This is a genomic window from Myxococcus sp. AM009, assembly GCF_013372605.1.
GTDB classification, from domain to species: Bacteria; Myxococcota; Myxococcia; order Myxococcales; family Myxococcaceae; genus Myxococcus; species Myxococcus vastator.
This window is the reverse complement of sequence record NZ_JABXEP010000002.1, coordinates 46,316-68,022: the sequence shown is the minus strand read 5'-3', so window position 1 is coordinate 68,022 and position 21,707 is coordinate 46,316. Positions and strand designations below refer to the sequence as shown.

17 protein-coding genes are annotated in these 21,707 nt (G+C 69.9%); 8 read left to right on the top strand and 9 right to left on the bottom strand.

Translation table 11 applies throughout. The annotated features are described in order from the left end of the window. Nucleotides 1-91: 91 nt before the first annotated feature. The 5 genes from HV824_RS01120 to HV824_RS01100 all read left to right on the top strand — a co-directional run bounded on the left by HV824_RS01120 (nt 92) and on the right by HV824_RS01100 (nt 7,042). On the top strand, nt 92-931 hold the full coding sequence (locus HV824_RS01120) for an N-acetylmuramoyl-L-alanine amidase (protein ID WP_176416961.1): 840 nt from the start codon (nt 92-94) through the stop codon (nt 929-931). Nucleotides 932-1,020: 89 nt separating this feature from the next. Beyond that, complete coding sequence (locus HV824_RS01115) at nt 1,021-1,335, top strand: hypothetical protein (protein WP_176416960.1); 315 nt, start codon at nt 1,021-1,023, stop codon at nt 1,333-1,335. A gap of 109 nt (nt 1,336-1,444) precedes the next feature. Beyond that, nucleotides 1,445-2,707, top strand: coding sequence for a TolC family protein (locus tag HV824_RS01110; protein ID WP_176416959.1), 1,263 nt, complete (start codon nt 1,445-1,447; stop codon nt 2,705-2,707). Further along, a complete protein-coding gene (locus HV824_RS01105) occupies nt 2,704-3,903 on the top strand; it encodes an efflux RND transporter periplasmic adaptor subunit (RefSeq protein WP_176416958.1) in 1,200 nt (399 codons plus the stop codon). The genes HV824_RS01110 and HV824_RS01105 overlap by 4 nt, the downstream gene beginning before the upstream one ends. After that, a complete protein-coding gene (locus HV824_RS01100) occupies nt 3,893-7,042 on the top strand; it encodes an efflux RND transporter permease subunit (RefSeq protein WP_255207657.1) in 3,150 nt (1,049 codons plus the stop codon). The genes HV824_RS01105 and HV824_RS01100 overlap by 11 nt, the downstream gene beginning before the upstream one ends. Nucleotides 7,043-7,076: 34 nt before the next feature. Here HV824_RS01100 and HV824_RS01095 read toward each other — a convergent pair whose 3' ends face one another. From HV824_RS01095 to HV824_RS01060, 8 genes are all read right to left on the bottom strand, one after another. Beyond that, nucleotides 7,077-8,324, bottom strand: a complete 1,248-nt coding sequence (locus tag HV824_RS01095; protein WP_176416957.1) for an NAD(P)/FAD-dependent oxidoreductase — start codon at nt 8,322-8,324, stop codon at nt 7,077-7,079. Beyond that, the gene (locus HV824_RS01090) at nt 8,321-9,634 is read right to left on the bottom strand and encodes a Dyp-type peroxidase (RefSeq protein WP_176416956.1); all 1,314 of its coding nucleotides are present in this window, start codon (nt 9,632-9,634) and stop codon (nt 8,321-8,323) included. The genes HV824_RS01095 and HV824_RS01090 overlap by 4 nt, the downstream gene beginning before the upstream one ends. A 1-nt stretch (nt 9,635) precedes the next feature. Next, nucleotides 9,636-10,652: a hypothetical protein gene (locus tag HV824_RS01085; RefSeq protein ID WP_176416955.1), complete on the bottom strand. Its 1,017-nt coding sequence runs from the start codon at nt 10,650-10,652 to the stop codon at nt 9,636-9,638. A gap of 9 nt (nt 10,653-10,661) precedes the next feature. Then, nucleotides 10,662-11,195, bottom strand: a complete 534-nt coding sequence (locus HV824_RS01080) for a hypothetical protein (RefSeq protein WP_176416954.1) — start codon at nt 11,193-11,195, stop codon at nt 10,662-10,664. Nucleotides 11,196-11,553: 358 nt separating this feature from the next. Next, nucleotides 11,554-12,435, bottom strand: coding sequence for a hypothetical protein (locus tag HV824_RS01075; RefSeq protein ID WP_176416953.1), 882 nt, complete (start codon nt 12,433-12,435; stop codon nt 11,554-11,556). 152 nt (nt 12,436-12,587) lie between these two features. Further along, nucleotides 12,588-13,679 carry an aromatic ring-hydroxylating dioxygenase subunit alpha gene (locus tag HV824_RS01070; protein ID WP_176416952.1) on the bottom strand — a complete coding sequence of 364 codons (1,092 nt, stop codon included), beginning with the start codon at nt 13,677-13,679 and terminating at the stop codon, nt 12,588-12,590. Between the two features lie 88 nt (nt 13,680-13,767). Further along, nucleotides 13,768-14,181: a four-helix bundle copper-binding protein gene (locus HV824_RS01065; RefSeq protein ID WP_176416951.1), complete on the bottom strand. Its 414-nt coding sequence runs from the start codon at nt 14,179-14,181 to the stop codon at nt 13,768-13,770. Between the two features lie 120 nt (nt 14,182-14,301). After that, entirely contained in the window at nt 14,302-16,758 is a 2,457-nt protein-coding gene (locus HV824_RS01060; protein ID WP_255207656.1) for a heavy metal translocating P-type ATPase, read from the bottom strand. 130 nt (nt 16,759-16,888) lie between these two features. On the opposite strand from HV824_RS01060, the gene HV824_RS01055 reads away from it, so the two are divergent. From HV824_RS01055 to HV824_RS01045, 3 genes are all read left to right on the top strand, one after another. Further along, the gene (locus HV824_RS01055) at nt 16,889-18,283 is read left to right on the top strand and encodes a chloride channel protein (RefSeq protein ID WP_176416949.1); all 1,395 of its coding nucleotides are present in this window, start codon (nt 16,889-16,891) and stop codon (nt 18,281-18,283) included. 99 nt (nt 18,284-18,382) lie between these two features. Further along, a complete protein-coding gene (locus HV824_RS01050) occupies nt 18,383-19,474 on the top strand; it encodes an MbnP family protein (protein WP_255207655.1) in 1,092 nt (363 codons plus the stop codon). After that, nucleotides 19,471-20,547 (top strand): cytochrome-c peroxidase, encoded by a 1,077-nt coding sequence (locus HV824_RS01045; RefSeq protein ID WP_176416948.1) that lies wholly within the window; start codon nt 19,471-19,473, stop codon nt 20,545-20,547. The genes HV824_RS01050 and HV824_RS01045 overlap by 4 nt, the downstream gene beginning before the upstream one ends. 12 nt (nt 20,548-20,559) lie before the next feature. On the opposite strand, the gene HV824_RS01040 is transcribed toward HV824_RS01045, so the two are convergent. Beyond that, nucleotides 20,560-21,699, bottom strand: coding sequence for a methanobactin export MATE transporter MbnM (locus HV824_RS01040; RefSeq protein ID WP_176416947.1), 1,140 nt, complete (start codon nt 21,697-21,699; stop codon nt 20,560-20,562). Between the last annotated feature and the right edge of the window lie 8 nt (nt 21,700-21,707).

Sequence of the window (21,707 nt, the reverse complement as noted above, 5' to 3'; positions counted from 1 at the left end):
GTCAGGTTCCACCCCGGGAGTTACGCAACTCCCGGGGATTGGGCGCCGATAATCGGGGCAGATTCACGCAGCCCTCCCCCCGGAAGCCCTCATGAGCCTTCGCCTGCCCCCGCTCTCCTCTGTGTTTCGCGCCACTCAGGCGCAGGCCCCCCGCACCGCCGCCGCCGCCACGGTCTCCGCGCCGCCCGCGGGCCTGCGCAAGGGCGACTCCGGGCCCAAGGTGAAGCAGCTGCAGGATGCGCTCGTGAAGGTGGGCTACATGACGAAGGCCCAGGTGACCACCGGTCCCGGCACCTTCGGCCCGCAGACGGAAGCGGCGGTGAAGAAGTTCCAGGCGGACCACAAGCTGCCCACCACCGGCTTCTACGGCGACCTCACGCACGCGGCGCTGAAGAAGGCGCTGGGCACCAGCGGCCCCACCACGCCCACCACGCCAGGCGGCAAGTTCACCAAGCCCGCGGTCATCAACGCGCCCTCGCCGAACCAGAACTCGCGCGGCGGGACGAAGATTGACACCATCGTCATGCACCACACCGCGACCAACAACGGCGCGGGGGACCTGGCGTGGATGCGCAATCCACAGAGCAAGGTGTCCGCGCACTACATGGTGGACCGCGACGGAAAGATTTATCAGCTCGTCGGCGACGACAAGCGCGCCTGGCACGCGGGCAAGGGAGAGCTGCACGGCGTGCCCTCGGACATCAACAGTCGCTCCATTGGCATCGAGCTCGTCAACGACGGCAGCGGCAAGACGCCCTTCACCGAGGCGCAGTACAAGTCGCTCACCCAACTCACCGGCTACCTGAAGCAGCAGCACAACATCCCGATGAAGAACATCGTGGGTCACGCCGACGTGGCGGTGCCCAAGGGCCGCAAGAACGACCCGGCGCCCAACTTCGACTGGAACCGGCTGCGCCAGGGCATCTCCTGACAGTTGCCTTCCCCAGCGGGCGAGGAGACTCACTCCGTGTGAGTCCCTCACACGCATTGCGTTTGGAAACGTGGTAGAAGGCCGCCAGCGTGCTCCGAATCTGGCTCCTCGTCTGCCTGTTCCTGTTCGCCCCGGGCCTGGGGGGCTTGATGCCCACCCTCACTGGCGCGGTGGGCGAGGTCTGCACGCAGCGCTGCCCGGACGATGATGACCAGGGGCAGTGCGCCCCGGACTGCATCGACTGCACCTGCTGTGGCCACGTGCGCTCCGTGGCCGCGCATGCCCCGCAGCCTCCCTTCGTGCTGCTCGTGTCACGGCCCTTGCGCGTCGCCTACGAGAAGTCCGAACCGCTGTCCGCCGACGTGGGCGACATCCTCCACGTCCCCATAGCGCCCCTCGCGTAGGTCGCGTCCGCCGTCTCGTTCGCTCGCGTCCGCCAGGACAGGTGTGCCCGTGTGTCATCGCGGGGCACGCTCCACCTGACGCACGCCTCCCTTTCGCGAGGTCATCGCCGTGCCCCTTCCACTCGCGGTGGCAGCCTTCGGGCTCGCCGCCGCACTCCTCCTCCCGCGTGTCGCCGCGGCCCAGCCGGGCTCCGCCGACGCCGCGCTGTCTCTTGAAGAAACCCTGGCCCTGGCCCGCCAGCGCGCGCCCGCGCTGCTGGATGCCGCGGGCCGCGCCGCCGAGGCCCAGGGCCCCGTGACGGCCGCCGCGTCGCTGCTGAACGACAACCCCACCTTCCAGCTTCAGGCGGGACCGCGCGCCGACCCAGGCTCGCCTGGACACCCCGCGGTACGAGGGGTGGACTTGAGCGTGGGCATCAGCCAGTCCTTCGAGCTGGGCGGAAAGCGCGGCGCCCGCCGGGAGTCAGCGCGCGCCGGGCTGGAGCTGGAGACGGCCCACCAGCGCGACGCCGAGCGCCGGGTGCTGGGCGACGTCGCCGCGCGCTTCCTCCAGGCGCTGCATGCGCGGGAGCGGCTGGGCCTCGCGCGAGAAGCCGAGGCCGCCGCCCGGGAGACCGCGAGCTCCGCCCAGCGGCGCTTCGAGGCCGGTGATGTGCCCGTGGTGGACGTCAACGTGGCGCGCGTGTCCCTGGCCCGCATGCGCGCGGAGGTGGCCACCGCGGAGGGGGACGCGGCCGTCCAGCTCCACCAACTGCGCGCGATGTTGGGCCTTCCGCTCACGCACCCGCTGGCCCTCCGCGGTGAGCTGCGATTGCTCGCGCTCCAGCCTGTCACGGAGGCCAGGACAGACACTGTCGCCGCGCGGCCCGACATCGTCGCGCTGGAGGCGGAGCTGGCGCAGGCGGACGCCGACCGCCGCATGGGCCGGGCCGGCGCCTGGCCGGACGTCACCGCGGGGTTCCTGTACCAGCGGGAGATTGATGAGGTCTCCTACCTCGGCACGTTGAGCGTGCCGCTGCCGCTCTTCGCCCGAGGCGACAGCGCCCGGGTGACGGGCGAGGCCCGCGTGCGCCGGCTCCAGTCCCTGCTGGCCGCGGCCCGGTCGGAAGTGGAAGTCCAGGTGGAGGCCGCGCGCGTGCAGCACCGCAAGCGGCTGGAGGCCGTGACGCTGCTGGAAGCCGACGCCCTGCCGCTGCTCAACGACAACGAAGGTCTCGCTCGCCGGTCCTACGAAGCCGGAGAGATGGGCCTTGTCGAATTCCTCCTCGTTCGCCGCGACACGCTGGAAGCGCGTGCCGCCTATCTCGACAGTCTCCTCCAGGCAGCCCTCGCCCGCGTCCAGCTGGCCGTGGAGACCGGAGCCCTTCCATGAAGCCCCTCCACGCCGCGGTGGCCGCCCTCCTCCTGCTCACCGCCTGCAAGCGCGAGACGCCGCATGACGAGCACGCGCACGGACAGGACGAGCACGCCGCCCAGGAAGGTGACCAGCATGACGACCATGGCGAGCCCCACGTCCGCATCGCGTCGGAGATGTTGAGGGACTTGCGCATCACCACCGCGCCCGTGGGTGTGCGGCCGGGCGGCGAGAGTGTCACCGTCCTGGGAGAGCTCACCTTCAGCGAGGACGCCTACGCGGAGGTGGCCTCCCCCATCGCCGCCCGCGTGAGCGCCGTCTTCGTCACCACCGGCCAGGAGGTGAAGCAGGGCGAGAAGCTCGCGGACCTGCGCAGCCCCGAGCTGGGCAAGGCGCGCGCGTCGCTGCAAGCGGCCCAGGCCCAGGCCACCGCCGCGAGACAGGCCGCCGAGCGCAAGCGCACGCTCGCCGACGAGCGCATCATCGCGCGCAAGGACGTACAGGCCGCCGAAGCGGAGGCCGCCGCCGCCGAGGCCTCGGTCGCCGCCGCGCGCGCGGAGCTGGTGGCGCTGGGCGTGAGTGAAGCGGAGCCGCGGGGTGGAAACGTCCCCCCGGGCTTCGTCCTGCGCGCGCCCCTGTCCGGCACCGTCGTCGAGCGCACCGCGCGGCTGGGGCAGATGGCGGACCCCAACCGGCCGCTCTTCTGCATTGGGGATGTGTCCTCGCTGTGGCTGGTGGTGCACGCCTTCGAGCGGGACGCCGTGCGCATCCAGCGTGGCACGCAGGCCCGCATCACCTTCGCGGCCTTCCCGGGCCAGGAGTTCATGGCGAAGGTGGGCCACGTGGGGCAGCGCGTGGACGCGACGTCACGCACCATCCCCGTGCGGCTGGAGCTGGACAACGCCGACGGGCACCTGCGGCCCGGCATGTCCGCGTCGGCCTACATCCCCCTGGGAGACCCGGGCGCGCCCATCACCGCCGTGCCCGCCGCGGCGCTCCAGCGGCTGGAGGGCGGCTGGGTGGCCTTCCTGCCCACGGAGGCGCGCGGCGTCTTCGAGCGTCGCGAGGTGGGCCGGGGCCGCACGCTGGGCGGCGACGTGGAGGTCCTCACCGGACTGAAGCCCGGAGAGCAGGTGGTGGTGGAGGGCGCGTTCCTGCTCAAGGCGGAGGCGGAGAAGCTGAGCGGCGGAGGGAGTGACGGCCATGCGCACTGAGGCCCCCGACTCCCTGATGAACCGCGTCCTGCGGGCCTCCTTCGCGCGGCCCGGCCTCACCGTGTTGCTGGCCCTGGCGCTCTCCGCCTTCGGCGCGGTGGCGCTCCAGGGGCTGACGCGGGACGTGTTCCCGGACCTGTCCGCGCCCATCTTCAACGTCATCGTCCAGAACCCGGCGATGGGCGCGCAGGAGCTGGAGACGGCCGTGGCCATCCCCATGGAGGTGGCGCTCGCGGGCCTGCCCGAGGTGCGCCGCATCCGCTCCACCTCGCAGCTGGGCGTCACCCAGCTCACGGTGGAGTTCGAACCAGACGCCGACTACTTCCGCAGCCGGCAGTACGTCGTCGAGCGCGTGGCCCAGGCGCAGAGCGAGCTTCCACCTGGCACGGACGCGCCGCTGATCTCCAGCCTCACCGGGCGGCTCAACGAGGTGTTCGAGTTCACCCTGGAAGCGGAGCCCGGCGCGGCGGAGCTGATGACGTTGCGGGATTTGGCCGAGTTCGAGGTGAAGAACCGGCTGCTCGCCGTGCCCGGCGTCGCCGGCGTGGAGCGACTGGGCGGTTACCTGCGCCAGTTCCAGGTGCAGCTCGACCCGGACCAGATGGTGGCGCGTGGCATCACCCTGAACCAGGTGGAGCACGCGCTGGAGGGCGCCAACCTCAACGCCTCGGGCGGCTTCGTGGTGCAGGGCCCCATGGAGTGGACGGTGCGCGCGGTGGGGCGCGCGGAGTCGGTGGAGGACCTGCGCGACACCGTGGTCGCCGTGCGCGACAGCACGCCCGTGCTGCTGGGCGACGTGGCCGACATCCGCGAGGCGCCCGCCGTGCGCCGGGGCATCGCCCACCGGCTGAAGGGCGAGGTCGTGAGCTGCCGGGTCATCAAGCAGTTCGGCGCGGACACGCAGCGGGTGACAGCGGGCATCCGCGTCGCCATCCAGGAGCTGCGACAGGGCCTGCCGCCCGGAGTGCAGCTCCGCATCGTGTATGACCAGTCAGTGCTGGTGGACTCCGCGCTGGGCGGCGTCAGCCGAGCCATCCTGCTGGGCGCGGTGCTGGTGGTGCTCGTCCTCTTCCTCCTCCTGGGGGACTGGCGCGCGGCGCTCATCGTCACGCTCACCCTGCCCCTGTCCCTGGCGCTGGCGGGCGTGCTGCTGAAGGTCGCGAACATCGGCATCAACACGATGACGCTGGGCGGACTGGCCATCGCCGTGGGCCTGCTGGTGGACGCGGCCATCATCGTCACGGAGAACATCGTCCACGGCCTGCGGGAAGCGAAGGGCCAGCGCTCCCGTCGTGACGTGGCGCTGGCGGCGTCCATGGAGATGGCCCGGCCCATCGCCTTCGCCACGCTCATCGTCGTGTCCGTGTTCATCCCCTTGTTCGCCATGACGGGCATCGAGGGGCGCATGTACCAGCCGCTCGCCGCGGCCGTGGTGGCCTGCCTGACGGCGTCGCTGGGGCTGGCCCTCACGCTGGTGCCGGTGGCGTCCGGGCTCTTCCTGCGCGCGCCCCGCGAAGGACAGCCCGAGGACGTGTGGCTCATCCGCAAGGTGAAGCACGTCTACGCGCCCCTGCTGGAGGCGTGCATGCGCCACGCGGGGCTGGTGCGGCTGGTGGCCCTGGCCATCACCGTGCCCGCGCTGTCGCTGGCCTTCGTGGTGGGCAGCGACTTCATGCCGAAGCTGGATGAAGGCGCGCTGCTGCTCCAGACGGTGCTGCCGCCGGAGGCCTCGCTGGAGGAGGTGGACCGGCTCAACCACCTGGTGGAGGACGCGCTGCTGAAGTTCCCGGAGGTGGAGGACGTGGTGCGCCGCACGGGCCGCGCCGAGCGCACCGAGGACCCGATGCCGCACACACTGTCGGACGTGCTCGTCGTCCTCAAGCCGGAGCGAGGGCGCTCGATGGAGGACCTGGAGGCCGCGATGCGCGAGGCGGTGGGACAGGTCCCAGGAGTGTCGACGCTGTTCACCACGCCGCTGGGCATGCGCATCGATGAAGGGCTCGGCGGCAGCCCGGCGGACCTCTCCGTGCGCATCTTCGGGCCGGAGCTGGAGACGCTGGCCGGGCTGGCGGAGCGGGCGCACGCCATCATGGCGAAGGTGGAGGGCGTGGAGGACCTGCGGGCGGAGAAGCTGACCGGCCTGCCCCAGCTCCGCGTCACCGTGAATCGCGCCGCGGTGGCCCGCGTGGGCCTGACACCCGGAGACGTCATCCACGCCGTGCAGGTGGGATTGGTGGGCAAGGAGTTCGCCCAGGTGTGGAAGGGCCAGCGCCGCTATGACTTGCTGCTGCGGCTGGCGGACCACCGCCGGGGAGACGCCACCGCCATCCGGGGCCTGCTGGTGGACGGACATGACGGCACGCGCATCCCGTTGAGCCAGTTGGCCACCATCGAGGAGACGTTCGGCGCGGGCAGCATCCGCCGCGAGGCGGGCAGCCGGCGCATCGCCGTGGAGGCCAGCGTCGCGGGTCGGGATTTGGGCAGCACGGCGGCCGAGGTGCGCGAGCGGCTGGCGGCGGAACTGAAGCTGCCCACCGGCTACTTCCTGGACGTGGGCGGCCGGGTGGAGAGCCAGCAGCGCGCCGCGCAGGCGATGACGGTCGCCATCGCGGTGGCCCTGCTCGCGGTGTTCATCCTACTGTACCTGGCGCTGGGCTCGCTGGCGGAGTCACTGGTCATCATCGCCACGCTGCCGGACGCCTTCGTCGGAGGCATCCTCGCGCTGCTCATCGCCGGGGAGACGTGGAACGTGTCCAGCCTGGTGGGCCTCATCGGACTGTTTGGCATTGCCGTCCAGAATGGCCTGGTGCTGGTGGCGCAGACGAAGCTGTTCATGCAGCACGGCAAGCCCTTCGAGGAGGCCATTCGGGAGGCGAGCATCGGCCGCGTCCGCCCCAAGCTGATGACGGCGGGCACCGCCATCCTGGGCCTGCTGCCGCTGCTGGTGCTGCCACTGCACGGCACGGAGGTGGAACGCCCTTTGGCCGTCGTCATGGTGGGCGGGCTCGTCACCTCCACGCTGTTCACCCTGCTGGTGCTGCCCACCTTCTATGCCTTCGTGCACGGGTGGCAGGCGCGCGTGACGCAGCGGCTGGCGGCGCGGAAGGCGGCTCGGACGCAGGCGCCAGCGGGGCCCTGAGGCGACGCGAAGGGGGGGCGCTGTTTCAAATACGTCAGAGAAGCTCTGCGAGGCGAACTCGGTCCACGTCGACCTGGCACTCGCGGGCAGCGATGGCTGCCACACGCCCCAATACGCCGGTATAGGTGGGAAACGAGAGCGGGACGCGAGCCAACTCATCCACTCGCATCCCCGCCGCGATGGCGATCGCCGCGGTCTGGACCAGGTCGACCGCTCGCTCACCCACGACGTGGCAACCGAGGATTTTCCGCGAAGCACGGTCGACGACGAGTTTGCAGAACCCGGTCGTTCTTCCATCGATGATGGTCCGCGTCGTCGTGTCGAAGCGCACCAGTGCCACGACAACGTCGTGCGTTTGACGCGCCTTCGCTTCGGTGAGGCCCGCCTGCGCGTACTCGGGATTGGTGAAGCTGCCGATCGGACACACCTCGTCCGAGACTGTCGTCATTGGAGTTCTCGCTGCGTTGGAGCCTGCGACAAACCCGTCCTGTAACGCGTGGGGAACCAGCATCCAGCGCCCAGTCACGTCTCCGGCGGCGAAGATGTGCGGCGCGGAGGTTCGCAGATGAGCGCCGACGCGCACGAAGCCTCGCGAGTCGGTCTCTACACCCGCGGACGCCAGGTTGAGCGCGGAGGTGTCGGCCGTCCAGCTCGGCAGGATGCGCGCTGCCTCCTGGATGAGCTGCACCCGCGTGCCGAACGCAGTGAAGATCGACGCGACCTGCACGCCTGTGGCGCCACCGCCGACGACCACCATCGTCGGCGGAACGGAGGTCAGGCTCCACGCATCGCTGTGGGTCGCCGTGAGCTCGAATCCCGGGACCGGGAGGCGCCGGCTCACGCCGCCAGAGCAGAGGATGAACTTCTCCGCTCGAAGCAACAGCCCGCGCTGGGTCTCGACGGTGTGCGGGTCCACGAAGCGCGCCGCGCCGGCGTGCTCGTGCACGGTGACCCCCACCGCGGTGATTTGTTCGCGCAGGGCAGCTCGCGCACGAACGTCGTCGGTCACCTCGCGCACGCGCGTCAGCAGCTTCGCGTACTCCAGCACAGGCTCCGACACCCCGATGCCATAGCGCCCCAGCTCCCGAGCGTCGCGGAGCAACCGTGCCGCCTGCGCCAGCGTCCTCACCGGAACCGGTCCGTCGTGGGCCGCCATGCCGCCGAACGCGTCACGTGTGACGAGGGCGGTTCGGACGCCCAGGTCGCCGGCGCGGAGCGCTGCGAGCAGTCCCGCGGGGCCGGCACCGATGACCACGACGTCCCTGCGCTCCGAGCCGCTCATGTCCGGAGGTCCGCCAGCCACCGCAGGGCTCGCAGCCCGGGCATGAAGCAGTACTCGCCGCCACGCGTGACCACGAATCGCGGAAGGCCTTGCAAACGCCTGGGGATGGGACGCTTCGGGATTGAGAACACGCCCGTGCCATCATTCGCGCCGGCAAGGGGGTCCTTCGCATCGCCCAGCCCGAGAAAGTCACCACCGTTGACCCACTCCGATTGCACGAACTCGAACTGCCGTCCGAGGTGCGCACCGATGAAGGCAAACATCAACCCTCGCTCGGCGCCATCGTCCTCGAGGATGCCCTCGGGCAGTTCGGACCCGTAGGCGGTTCCGCGCCGAATCATCCGATGGAGCCTGACCACGCCGGCGACGGACGCGTCGCGGGGGTTCGCTCGCCGGACGTGCGACCCGGGGGGCGTCTTGTATCCGGTCGGGTCATCTGAATAGAGGAAGGCGTTGTTGCGCGACGAATCGGCGCCCAGGTCGGGAGCGTCGTGGTGAGGGCACAACGCCAGCGGCGCGCCGCTCCGCCACCGCCCCATCATCTTCGCAGCCACGAGCTCCTCGTCCTGCTGACTGCTCGCGGTGGTCTTCAGATGCTGTCTGAACGCGGCCACCCGCTGATGAAGCTTGCGGAAGGCGACGTACGTCCCATTGCGCCCCAGGACGTCAGGCCAGGGCATCGGGGATAGACTGCCCGTCTCGTCGGGGTAGCCGAGGACGAATTCGCCTGCCTTGAGCGGCGCCTCGTGGGGATTGCTTCCTGGGATGCCACTACCCTCGACGGCCGGATGACTGATGCCGTCCCTGAACCCGAACGGCTCCTTGCCGGTGCTCAGTGCGTGGCAGTCCTGACGCCAGATCGCCTCGATGCCGCCAAGCTCCCGCAGGGCCTCGCGCGCGCGCTCCAACGCGGCTTCGAGTTGAACCGGGTCCGGCGCAAGAGCCGTCAGCACGACGTGGACATCGCGCGTTCCCAGCGGCGGCTCCCAGTGTTCAGGGCTGCTCTCGCCGTCGTCTCCCAACGCCTTCGCCCGGGCGGCCAGCCCCTGCCGGAACTCCCACGCGAAGCTGTCCAGAGAGTCCTGTGGTACGCCCAGCGCCTCGAGCCCGTGATACGTGAGCGCGACGCTGAGCCAGCAATCGGCGGCCGGGCTGCTCGGATGGGCGGCCGTGGCCACCACCGAGCAGAGCCGCCCCATCAACTCCCGTCCTGCGCTTCGGTCGTCGATGCGAAGGATGATGTAGGTCGCGACGTACGGAGAAGGACGGGGCCGCAGCACGCCGCTCTGGATGTCGTCCAGTTCGAGCATCTCAATGGGCCGTGGCGAGGTTCTTCCAGAAGCGCATGAGGCTCTCGTCCACCCCGAACAAGGTGCTGAAGATGGTGGAGTCGGCCACCAGCACATCGCCGGCCCTGCCGTCACCCGGCGGCGCCCACACCAGCGCATTGAACTCGGAGTTTCCAGCGTTCGTGAATGGATGTGGCCTGGTCAGGTCTATCGGCTGTTTCGCCAGGACGCGAACCGAACGGGAGTCCTCCGTCGTGACCGCATAGTGCGGCAGGTGCATGTGGAAGTTGAAGTTCTGGACCCCGGAGAGCCAGCCGCGCGTATCCAGGTCGTCCATCACCGTCAATGGCACGCTTCGGTTCGTTCCTTCGACGACGGCAGGGCGGAGACCCCAACGATTCTCGACGGGGATTCCCAACCCCTTCATCAACGAGCGCGTATAACCGCCGAAGCGTTGCTGACGAGGCACCAGCGCATCGCCATGATGGGCGTATTCCAGGGCGCGCTCCTCCAGGTCCGGTGAGTGCCCGATGTCGTGGTGTGGGGCAATCACCAAACAGGTGCCTTCGCGCTCGAGGAATGTGCGGACCGCTTCTATCTCCTCCGGAGCGGCCTCCTGCCCGGTGACGTTGTGGTCCAGACCGAAGACGAGCAGCGTGTCCGCATCGGAGAGGACCCTCTCGTCGAGTGGCAGGGAGAAGCCCGCCTGGTCGACCCGCTGAAACATGGGGACCCCGTGCCCGGTGACCTCCTCGATGACCCGTTGGAACTTCACCCACGCCCAGAAGAAAAGCTCCAGTGAGCCAGCGACTCCTTGCTGGAACCTCAGCGGGTCTGCCCATTGCCGGGACTCGTAGTCGGGCCAGAAGACTCGGCGAACCTCGGTCATTGTCGAGAACCGATTGTCCATTTCGGCAGGGCTTCGATTGGCTTCTCCGGGATAGCTCCAAGACGTGTAGACGCTGACTCGCCGATGCCCCCTCATGTATTTTCTCGGCGCGTGGTCCTGATTGTACGTCCGCCCCGACGTTTCGCTCATGACAGGCCTCTACTGCATCTGCTCGAGCATCTCGGCGAGCGCGGCCTTGACCCTCAAAGCCTTCTTGATCTCATCGCCCGTGAAGTACGGGTACTCGCCGTACTCGAGGAAGCTGTTGCATTGGTGGTCGCGGATGAACCTGACGAACGCAGGCGTGTTGGTCTTCCAGTCCATGGGAAAACCCTCGAGGTTTTCGAAGGCGGTGTTGATTCCGGACTGAGTGAAGAGCACGACCGCGTCCTCGGTGTATTTGTCGAAATCGGTATCGAAGATGCCCTGGTACATGAACCGGGTGTCGTCATCGAAGAGCACCCAACGGAGGTAGTGGAGCTTGAGCGGTGCGAGAAGGTCGGGGTTGGCCTTGAGCGCTTCGGCAATTCGCTGGCCGTAGCCGCGAATGACATCGGCACGTCCCGGCTTGACGTTGGCGATGATCGTGAAGCCATAACATGCGGGGGTCTTCGGGAAAATCGGGCCGTACTTCCCCCTTTCGAGGTGATCAGTCGACCGGGGAATGCTCATGGCCTGGGGCTTGATCTCCATCGGGCTTGCTCTCCATCGCGAGGCTTCCTCTGTTCGTCTCCCTCAAGCTTGTGGTGGGGAGCAGGACCTGCAAGCACGTAGACACCAGCAAACGAGCACACGCTCTCCCGTCATCTCGGAACGCAGGGCCGCGAAGACATGTCTGGTCCGGCGTCATGAGCCTTCTGGCCACCGTGTAATGATGGGAGGGCTCGTCCCCACTTCTCCCGGCTGGCGCTCGCTGCCTTCGCGCGTAGGGGCACAGCCGCCGGCCGCTCGGAAGGCGGCACGGACGCAGACGCCAGCGGAGCTCTGAAGCGATCCGCATGGAGGAGAGCCGCCGCCCTGTCCAGACACAGGGCGGCCTGCGGGCTTGCGCCTACTTCGCGTTGGTGACCATGTCGGCGCGCACCTTGCCGACGATGCCCTCCCACTTCCCGTTGGCGCCGTGGCCGTGGGACTCGCCGTCGTCGCGGAACTTCACGAAGTGGTTGGTCCACTTGGCCCGGCCGCCCTCACAGGCGTTGGAGCCCAGCGTCAAGTCATTGCAGAACCAGTCGGACGTGTTGCAGTAGGCCCCACCCGCGCTGCCCGACACGCCACCCGTGGAGTGGTAGGACACCGCGTCGTCGTCCTGGCCCGGGAGGAGCCCCGAGTACACCTTGCCCTTGGCGCCCGCGAACATGTTGAAGCGGATGCCGCGCGTGGTGTTGTGGTTGTACATGGCGCGCGCGGTGGTCGTCACGAGGTCGCCGACGATGGGGTCCTTCACCGCCCACTCCCCCATGTCCGCCAGCTCGCTCCCACCGCCGGCGCCCGACGCCACGTTCACCCACTTGATGTTCCAGCCCGTCTGCGTCTTCCCGTCGGTGTTTCCACACACACCGCTGGAGTTGGGCGTCGCGTTCTTCTTGTAGCGCGCCGAGCCGCCATACAGCGCCAGCGCGTAGCCAATCTGGAGGTTCCCCGCGCTGTGCACGGCGATGTAGCACCAGTTGTTTCCGGTGCAGTAGCAGTCGAGCGCATCCCGGATGCGCGCGTTCTGCCCGCCAATCCGCTGCCGCCCATCCCAGTTGACGGCCTTCTTGTTCACCCCGGCCGCCGTGGACGCGGGGCCCCAGGCGGAGAAGTCGGCGTAGTTGCCCGGCTTCGTGCCTCCGGAGTTCTTCCCGTGAATCCACAGGGAGTAGTTGGTGGCCAGCGCCTGAGGCGCGAACAGCAGCGCAGCGCCTGCCAGCGCCGCGCGAACGGGAAACCGCATGGGGGACTCCGGGGGGATTGCGAGGGGACGCCACGCTAACAGCGTGCGCGTGTTTCAGCCCATGGCTCCCTTCAAACACATGGAGCTGACCCAGGTGTCGTGAGACCCGGTGTCTCCACCGCGTCTCACGACACGCCGCGTCGCAATGCCTCTCAGGTCCGCATCTTCAGCCGTGTTTCATGCACCGCGTCCCCCACGGCGCCGGGCTTCTCACGCTCGGCGGCGCGCAGCAGGCGGAGGATGCCGGGCCCGAGCACGTCGATTTCGGTGGAGGCATAGGCCTCCGTTCCGAAGCGGCGGATGGTCTCCGTCTGCTGTCGGAGGATGCGCGCGTCCTGCCCGAAGATGTGGAGCGCCACGGGCATGATGAGCGGGAGCGCCGCGCGCACCAACCAGCGGGGCAACGGCAGACGGAACGTCACCACCGCGTACACCAGCGTGTCCCAGTCCGACACGGGCGTCATCGCGGAGGTCACCATGATGTGGCTGGTGTCACCGATGCGGTACTCCACCTGGGCGATGGAGGGCATCAGGAAGCGGTCGAAGTGCTGCACCGTCCCGCCCCCCGGCGCGAGCAGCCGGCCCACGAGCCCGCTGGGACGCGGCTCGCCGATGTATTCCGCCTCCACCTTGTCCGCGCTCCGGCGCACCACCACGTCGATTTCGTTCCGCTTCTCCTCGGTGCGGAACAGCCCGCCATGGAGGTACGCGGTGTGGGGCACGTCCAGCGTGTTCTCCAGCGTGGAGTGCAGCGAGCCAGGGGCCCGCAGCGCGCGGCGCACGGTGGAGTATTCACGCGCCTCCAGCAGGGGGAAGCGGTAGGGCTCCGTGGTGGGCTCGACGCCTGGCGTGGAGTAGACCCAGACGAAGCCATCCTGCTCGCGCGTGGCGTGCGCCGTGGCGCAGCGGGCGCGCGCGCCGGGCTCGCCCAGGAAGCCAGGGATGGCGCGGCACTGCCCCGCGCCGTCGAAGCGCCAGCCGTGATAGCCGCACTGGAGCTGGCCTTCCTTCACCCGGCCCAGCGACAGCGGCACGTTGCGGTGCGGGCAGCGGTCCACCAGGGCCGCGGGCTTGCCGCCCTCGCCCCGGAAGAGCACCAGGGGTGAGCCCTGGAGCGTGCGCGCCAGGGGCTTGTCTCCCAGCTCACGCGAAGCGCAGAGGATGAACCAGGCGTTGGGCAGGTGGACGACGGAGATATGTCCAGCGGGCGTACCGGAGGTGCGCCCCTCCTCGCGAGAGCTCATGGAGCGCACTCTAGTCGGCCTCGACGGCGAGTGAAGGACTCCGCGACAGGGCCGTTCCGGCTTGCCTGGACTCTTCTGGGCGAACACCTCACGCGGGGAGGTCGGCGGCGCGCTGGGCGGCCTCCGGGTTGGGCGTCTGCGGCATGACACCGCCGCCCATCCTCCAGCACGACTCCGAGCACTGGTTGCACATATCCGCGCAGGCCTTCATCACCACGTCCTCGCCCATGCGCGCGCAGGACTCCTCGCAGCGCCCACAGACCTCCGAACAGGCGAAACAGGTGCGGCTGTGCAGCTCCGAGCCCCGCAGCATGAAGTTCGCGCTCGTCTGGCAGATTTCCGCGCAGTCCATCAGCAAGCGCAGGTGGCTGGCCTCCGCATGCTTGCCGCCCTTTCCCAGACAATACGTCAGCGTCTCCATGCAGACGCGGTGACAGGCCAGGCAATCCTCGATGCACTGGCGCAGGTCGCTGTCGGCGTTCATCACTTCGGCTGAGGCCATGGTGTCCACCTCTCCCAGGGTCCGGTACGTTCGAGTTCAAGGGTGGACACCCCCGCGCCGCGCCGGTGGGCCCTGGCGGGCCGCCGCCCGGCCCACAGGCGGCCGCCCACGCAGCGGGGCCTACAGCTTCAGCTTCCGCAGCCGGAGCGCGTTGCCGATGACGGACACCGACGAGAGGCTCATCGCGGCGCTGGCGAAGATGGGGCTGAGGAGCAGCCCGAAGACGGGGTACAGCACGCCCGCCGCCACCGGCACACCCACGGCGTTGTAGACGAAGGCGAAGAAGAGGTTCTGCCGGATGTTGCGCAGCGTGCCCTGGCTCAAGCGGCGTGCCCGGGCGATGGCCCGCAGGTCCCCCTTCACCAACGTCACGGCCGCGCTCTCCATCGCGATGTCCGTCCCGGTGCCCATGGCGATGCCCACGTCCGCCTGCGCCAGCGCGGGCGCGTCGTTGACGCCGTCCCCCGCCATGGCCACCACCCGCCCCTCCTGCTGGAGCTTCCGGACGGCGTCGCCCTTCGCCTCCGGCAGCACCCCGGCGATGACCTCGGTGATGCCCAGCCGCCGCGCCACCGCGTCCGCCGTCGTCTGGCTGTCGCCCGTGAGCATCACCACGCGCAGCCCTTCCTCGCGCAGCAACGCCAGGGCCTCCGGCGTGGAGGACTTCACCGGGTCCTCCACACCGAGCAGCCCCGCGGCCTTCCCCTCCACCGCCACCAGCACCACCGTCTGGCCGTCGGCCCGCAGCGCCTCTGCGCGGGCGGTCAGGTCCCCCCCATGCACCTGGAGCGCGTCCGTCAGGGCCGCGTTGCCCAGGGCCACCTCGGCGCCCTCCACCCTGCCCACGACGCCCTTGCCCGTGAGCGAGCGGAAGTCCTCCACGGGCGCCAGCGTCACGCCGCGCTCCCTCGCGCCCGCGACGATGGCCGCGGCCAGCGGGTGCTCACTGCCACGCTCCAGGCTCGCGGCCAGCCGCAGCAGCCGCGCCTCCTCGAAGCCCGGCGCGGGCACCACCGTCACGAGGCGCGGCTTGCCCTCGGTGAGCGTGCCCGTCTTGTCCACCACCAGCGTGTCCACCGCCTCCAGCCGCTCCAGCGCCGCCGCGTCGCGGATGAGGACGCCCGCCTGGGCGCCGCGCCCGGTGCCCACCATGACGGACATGGGCGTGGCCAGCCCCAGCGCGCAGGGGCAGGCGATGATGAGCACCGCCACCGCGTTGACCACCGCGTGCGCCAACCGGGGCTCGGGGCCCCAGAGGGCCCACACGCCCGCCGTCACCACCGCCACCGCGATGACCACTGGCACGAAGACGGCCGCCACCTTGTCGGCGAGCCGCTGAATCGGCGCGCGGGTGCGCTGCGCCTCGCTCACCCGCTGGACGATGCGGGAGAGCAGCGTGTCCTGGCCCACGCGCTCGGCGCGCATCACCAGGGAGCCCGTGCCATTCACCGTGCCGCCCGTCACCTGCGCGCCCGGGCCCTTCTCCACGGGCAGCGACTCGCCCGTCACCATGGACTCGTCCACCGCGCTGGTGCCCTGGAGCACCACGCCGTCCACGGGCACCTTCTCACCGGGGCGCACGCGCAGCGAGTCCCCTGGCTGGACGCTCGCGAGCGGCACGTCCTCCTCGTGCCCGCCCGCTTCGATTCGCCGCGCCACCGGCGGCGCCAGGCTCAGCAGCGCCCGCAGCGCCCCGGAGGTCGCGTGCCGGGCGCGCAGCTCCAGCACCTGCCCCAGCGCGACCAGGGTGACGATGACGGCGGCGGCCTCGAAGTAGAGGGGCGCGGAGCCGCCGTGCCCCGTGCGCAGCCCCTGTGGCAGGGCCCGCGGCAACAGCGTGGCGAAGACGCTGAACAGATACGCCGCGCCCGTCCCCAGGGCGATGAGGGTGAACATGTTGAGGTGCCGGTTGCGCACCGACGCCCAGCCGCGCTGGAAGAAGGGCCAGCCCACCCAGAGCACCACGGGCGTGGCCAGCACGAGCTGCGCCCAGGCCAGCACGCCCGCGGACACCGCGTGTTGCACGGGCTGCCCGGGAAGCATGTCCGACATGGCCAGCACGAGCAGCGGCACCGTGAGCACCAGCCCCACGCGGAAGCGCAGCCGCATGGATTGCAGCTCGGGGTCCGGCGGCTCCTCCGCCAGCACCGTGCGCGGCTCCAGCGCCATGCCGCACTTGGGGCAGCTCCCCGGGCCGTCCTTCACCACCTCCGGGTGCATGGGGCACACGTACTCCACGCGGGACGCCTGGACGGGGAGCGACTCGGGCTCCAGCGCCATGCCGCACTTGGGGCAGGCGCCGGGATGCGACTGACGGACCTCCGGGTCCATGGGGCAGACGTACATGGCACCCGGCGAGGGGGGCGGTTCCGGCGCGGTCTCCGCGGATGAGAGGTAGCGCTCCGGGTCCGCGCGAAACCGCTCCCGGCACCGGGGATTGCAGAAGGCGTAGGTCAGCCCGGCGTGCTCCAGGTGGCCGCCCTTCGGGGCGCTCGGGTCGACCTTCATGCCGCAGACGGGGTCGATGGCGGGCGGCTCCCCGGCCGGAGAGGGAGGAGGCGTGTGGGGTTGGGACATGGGCTTTGAAGCTCCTTTCGCCCAGGCCAACGAAGCACCCGGCCGGCTCTTACAGGGCGTCCCTCCAGAGGTAAGCGCTCCTCTGGCCACGGACATTTACTTTGCTCTCAAACAACGTAGCCTCCCGCCCATGGCAGGTCGTCGCGAACCCCTGGATGAGGAACAGCGAGCCCTTCACGACTCCTGGGACACGGTGCTCCGCACGGTGGGCCGGGTGGTGCTGAGCACGGTGCTCATCTGGGGCGTGTGCTCGGCGCTGCGGTATGGCGTCCACGCCACCAGTGACAGGCTGCTGGCCTTCGCGTCGGGGCGGAGCCTCTGGTGGGCGCCGCTGGTGCTCGCGGGTGTGCTGCTGCTGGGCGGGCTGCTGCGCGGCCTGCTCAACCGGCGGCCCGGCTGGAGCGACGTGGCCTCGGACGGGGTGAACGTCGCGCTCCACAACTACCACATCACCTACGAGGACCCGGCGGACGACCCGCGCCCGCGCTACTCGCTGCCCGCCATCCGGCTGGCCCTGCGCAAGGCGGTGGCCACACTGCTGACGTTGGGCACCGGCGCGTCGGGCGGGCTGGAGGGTCCGGTGGTGCTGGTGGGCGAGTCGCTGGGCGCGGGCGTGGCCCGCCTCACCCGCGCCCGCTCCGAGCACACGCTGCGCACCTGTCAGCTCGCGGGCATCACCGCGGCGGTGGGGACGCTGCTCAACGCGCCGTTCGCCGCCGCGCTCTTCGCGCTGGAGGTCGTCTACGGCAACCGCATCGTCTACCGGAAGCTGGCGTACTGCCTGCTGGCGGGAATCATCGCGTACGCGCTCAACAACCGCTTCCTCGGCTTCAAGCCCATCTTCGTGGCGCCGCCGCACGCGCACACGTACACGCTGGCGGAGTACGGACTCACCGCGCTGGTGGCCGTGGCGGTGTCCGCGCCCATCGCGCTGCTGTTCGGCCTGTCGATGAAGCACACGCGCCAGGTGGTGGAGCGCGCCAGCCCCGTGCTGCGCGGCGCCATGGGCGCGCTGTGCACCGTCCTGGTGTCCGGAGGGCTCTACTACGGCGTGGGCATGGACTTCCGGCACGTGCTGGGCATGGGCGAGTACACCATCGCCCAGCTGTTCGCGGGCACGCCAGGGCCCCTGTCGCTGTGGTGGTACCTGCTGCTCGTCGTGGGTGGAAAGCTGCTCACGACCAGCTTCACGGTGCAGTCGGGTGGCTCGGCGGGCATGCTCATCCCGTCCATGGTGCTGGGCGGCGTGTCGGGCGCGGCCACCGCGCAGCTCCTCGCGTCGGTGACGGGCACGGGGCCCGCGGACGTGACGGTGTTCGTGGTGGTGGGCATCGCCTCCGCGCTGGTCGCCGTGGTGGGCGTGCCGCTGGCGGCCATCGCGCTGGTGCTGGAGGTGTTCGGCTCCGCGTATGGACCGCCCGCCGTCCTCGCCTGCTGCGTCACGTATGTGCTGACGCTGCGGCTGTCCGTCTACAACGAGCAGCGCCGCGTAGAGGCGGTGGCGGAGCCTGTCGCGGAGACTTGAGTGGGTGTACGCCAGGGGCGCACGCCCCCCGGCGACATGATGCCGCGCGACAAAACGCCACAGCTCCGCCCGGTCGTGCTCCAGGCACAGTGCCGTGCCATGAAAAAGCACGCCTCCATTGCTTCGCTTCCCAGCCTGGGCCGGATGCTGGCCCTGACCACCGTGGCACTCCTGGCGCTGCCCGCCTGCGGTGATGACGGCGCCACCACTGAGCAACTCCAGGCCGCGGAGGACCAACGCCGACAACTCGCGCAGCAAGTCACGGAGCTCGAAGCGGAGGTCACCCGGCTCGAAGCCCAGCTCGCACAGCAGCAGCAGGACGCGGAAGAAACACAGGCGGAGCTGGCTGACATCTCCCAGCAGCTCGACGAGGCCCGGGCGCTGCTGGCATCCCAGGACTGGGAGGGCGTCTATCAACAGCTCACCCAGGTGCGCGCGGAGCTTGCAGACCTCCGGGCCCAGTTGGCCGCCATGGAAGGCAGCCTGGAGCTGAACGCGGCCTTCGTCTTCGGCACCACGCCATTCGCCCTGGACCAGGCGTACTCCACCGCGGGCGGAGACACCGTCACCTTCTCCCAGGTGCGCTACTGGCTCTCCAACGTGACGCTGCTCAAGCAGGGCGGCACCACGGCGGCGCTGGCCGACAGCTACCACCTCATGGAGGTCATCAACGCGCAGGAGCTGGAAGGCACCTCGAACCCCGTGACGCTTCCCGCCAACCGCCGCGAGCGCGTCCAGGCCCGCGCGGTCCCCGCGGGCACCTACACCGGAATCCGGTTCAGCATCGGCGTGGACCCTTCCTTCAACGATGACCTGAGCCGTCATTCGGGCGAGCTGCATGTCCTCCAGAACATGGCCTCCGTGAGCTGGATGTGGTTCACCAGCTACATCTTCACCAAGACGCACGGCACCTACCTGACGGCCCAGGGCACGCAGGGCGTCTTCACCTGGGACACCGGCACCAACGCCAACTACCGCACGGTGGAGCTCCCGTTCCCCACGCCCGTCACCGTCAACGCCCAGAAGCACCTGGCGGTGAACGTGCAAGCCAACGTGGAGACCCTGTTCACGGCGCTCAGCCCGCGCACCACGCCCAGCATTGGCGCCACGCAGAGCGCCGAGAGCGCCACGCTGTCCGACAACTTCGCCGGCATGTTCTCCCTGGTGTCGGTGGAGAACTCCGACCGATGAACCCCGCCGCGCCTTGGGGCCTGGCCGCGCCGTTGCTGGCCCTGCTCCTCCTGGGCGCGTGTGGAGAGGGGGTCCCACCACCAGTCGAGGAGGGCCCCTTCCCGCGGCACCTCCCCGTGGGGATGACCGTCATCCCCTCTCCCCCGGACAACCCGCTCATGCCCGAGGGCATCGCCCTGGGCCGTTGGTTGTTCCACTCGCCGCGGCTGTCCTCCAATGGCCAGGTGTCCTGCGCCACCTGCCATGCCCAGGTGAGGGCCTTCGCGGACGACGCGGCGCTCACCCGGCGCGGCGTCAGCGGGCGTCCCTTGGTGCGACACGCCCCCGCGCTCATCAACCTGGCGTGGATGGAGGGACTCTTCTGGGATGGTGGCGCGAAGAACCTGGAGTCCCTGTCGCTGGCGCCGCTCACGCACCCAGATGAGATGGGCAACGACCAGCTCCCGTCCATGATGGCGCGGCTGGCCGCGGAGCCGGAGGTTGTCGAGCGCTTCGAGCGCGCCTTCGGCCCAGACAGCCTCACCCTGAGCAACCTGCTGCGCGCCCTGGCGCAATTCCAACGGACGCTCGTCTCCGCGGACTCCCGCTATGACAGGTGGCGCCGGGGCGAACCGGGAGCGGACCTGAGGCCCCAGGAGCAGCACGGGCTGGCGCTCGTCCAACGGCACTGCGCGACGTGCCACGCCACGGAGCTCTTCACCGACAACGCCTACCACAACAACGGGTTGGACCCGGATGCTGCCTTTGGTGAAGGCGAGGCGGAGTCGCGAGGCAGGGGACGCGTCACGCAGCGCCCCGAGGACGCGGGGCGCTTCAAGACGCCCACCCTTCGCAACGTGGCCGTCACCGCGCCCTACATGCATGACGGACGGCTCGCGACCCTGGAGGACGTCCTGGAGCACTACCGCGGCGGCATGGTGGCCTCCACCACGCTCGACGCCGCGTTCCAGCGCGAAGGCCCGTCTCCTGGGCTGTCGCTGGATGACGCGGAGAAAGACGCCATCCTCGCCTTCCTCCACGCCCTGACAGACGAACCGTTCCTCACCACGAGGGACCTGGCACCCCCACCGTGAGCACCTCGGCACTCACGGCACGGTCGCCGGGTCCGAGAACCGCGGGTCCGTCAGGAACTCCGTGTCGGTGAGCGACTCGAGGAACGCCAGCACGTCTTCCTTCTCCTGCGCCGTCAAGGTGAAGCCACGCACGAAGCCACTCTGCAGCGGACTGGCCTCGCCGCCGCTCACCAGCCGCGCGTGCCCGCCCGCGGCGTAGTGGTCCAGCACGTCCGACAGCGTGGCCAGGCTACCGTCATGCATGTACGGCGCGGTGACGGCCACGTTGCGCAGCGACGGCGCGCGGAAGCGCCCCATGTCCTCCGGACGGCCCGTCAGCTCGATGAGGCCCGGGTCCTCGGCCGGATACGTTCCCTGACCGTCCTCGTTGTAGAGGCCCGTGTTGTGAAAGGGCAGGATGGGCTCGAACGTCGCCTCGTGCACCGTGGCGTCCTGGAAGTTGAAGCCGGAGTGGCAGTGGTCACACTCCAGCCGCTCCGAGAAGAACAACTCCATGCCCCGCTTCTGCTGCCGCGTCATGGCCTCCACTTCATCGCCATACACATAGCGGTCATACGCGGAGTTGCCGGAGATGAGGCTGCGCTGGAACGACGCCAGCGCCCGCGTCAGCGTGGCCACGGACACGGGCTGCACGGCCTCCGGAAACGCGCGCTGGAACTCCGCCTCCAACTCCGGGACCGCGCGCAGCCGGCCGAGCAGCTCCTCTTCCCTGTCCCCGAAGCCCAGCTCCACCGGCTCCTTGCCGAACAAGGGCACCAACGCCTGCGCCTCCAGCGTCGTGAGCGAGGGGTTCGCCCAGGTGAGGCTCGTGGCATAGGCCACGTTGGCCAGCCCCTGGGAGTTGCGGCGGTGCGTCTCACCCGTGCTGCCCTGCGATGTCACCAGGGGCTCGGTGAAGGCGCGCGCCGGGTCATGGCAGGACGCGCAGGACTGCGTCTCGTTCCGTGACAGGCGCACGTCGAAGAAGAGCCTCCGCCCCAACTGCACCTTCTCCTCCGTCATCGGGTTGTCCGCGGGCACTCGCGGCGTGGGAAATCCCGCGGGCAGCTTCCACTCGTAGGTCTCCACCTCGCCAGCCTTGTCGCCACAGCCCGCCGCCAGCCAGGCCACCACCGCCAGCCCCCCTGCTCGTCTTCCCACGCGCCACGCCATGACGTCCT

Excerpts from the sequence above, each read along its gene's own strand:
- HV824_RS01085 (WP_176416955.1), bottom strand. The coding sequence starts at position 10,652 with ATGAGCGAAACGTCGGGGCGGACGTACAATCAGGACCACGCGCCGAGA.
- HV824_RS01100 (WP_255207657.1), top strand. The coding sequence starts at position 3,893 with ATGCGCACTGAGGCCCCCGACTCCCTGATGAACCGCGTCCTGCGGGCC.
- HV824_RS01105 (WP_176416958.1), top strand. The coding sequence starts at position 2,704 with ATGAAGCCCCTCCACGCCGCGGTGGCCGCCCTCCTCCTGCTCACCGCC.
- HV824_RS01050 (WP_255207655.1), top strand. The coding sequence starts at position 18,383 with ATGAAAAAGCACGCCTCCATTGCTTCGCTTCCCAGCCTGGGCCGGATG.
- HV824_RS01060 (WP_255207656.1), bottom strand. The coding sequence starts at position 16,758 with ATGTCCCAACCCCACACGCCTCCTCCCTCTCCGGCCGGGGAGCCGCCC.
- HV824_RS01120 (WP_176416961.1), top strand. The coding sequence starts at position 92 with ATGAGCCTTCGCCTGCCCCCGCTCTCCTCTGTGTTTCGCGCCACTCAG.
- HV824_RS01065 (WP_176416951.1), bottom strand. The coding sequence starts at position 14,181 with ATGGCCTCAGCCGAAGTGATGAACGCCGACAGCGACCTGCGCCAGTGC.
- HV824_RS01075 (WP_176416953.1), bottom strand. The coding sequence starts at position 12,435 with ATGCGGTTTCCCGTTCGCGCGGCGCTGGCAGGCGCTGCGCTGCTGTTC.
- HV824_RS01045 (WP_176416948.1), top strand. The coding sequence starts at position 19,471 with ATGAACCCCGCCGCGCCTTGGGGCCTGGCCGCGCCGTTGCTGGCCCTG.
- HV824_RS01070 (WP_176416952.1), bottom strand. The coding sequence starts at position 13,679 with ATGAGCTCTCGCGAGGAGGGGCGCACCTCCGGTACGCCCGCTGGACAT.
- HV824_RS01095 (WP_176416957.1), bottom strand. The coding sequence starts at position 8,324 with ATGAGCGGCTCGGAGCGCAGGGACGTCGTGGTCATCGGTGCCGGCCCC.
- HV824_RS01055 (WP_176416949.1), top strand. The coding sequence starts at position 16,889 with ATGGCAGGTCGTCGCGAACCCCTGGATGAGGAACAGCGAGCCCTTCAC.
- HV824_RS01090 (WP_176416956.1), bottom strand. The coding sequence starts at position 9,634 with ATGCTCGAACTGGACGACATCCAGAGCGGCGTGCTGCGGCCCCGTCCT.
- HV824_RS01040 (WP_176416947.1), bottom strand. The coding sequence starts at position 21,699 with ATGGCGTGGCGCGTGGGAAGACGAGCAGGGGGGCTGGCGGTGGTGGCC.
- HV824_RS01080 (WP_176416954.1), bottom strand. The coding sequence starts at position 11,195 with ATGGAGATCAAGCCCCAGGCCATGAGCATTCCCCGGTCGACTGATCAC.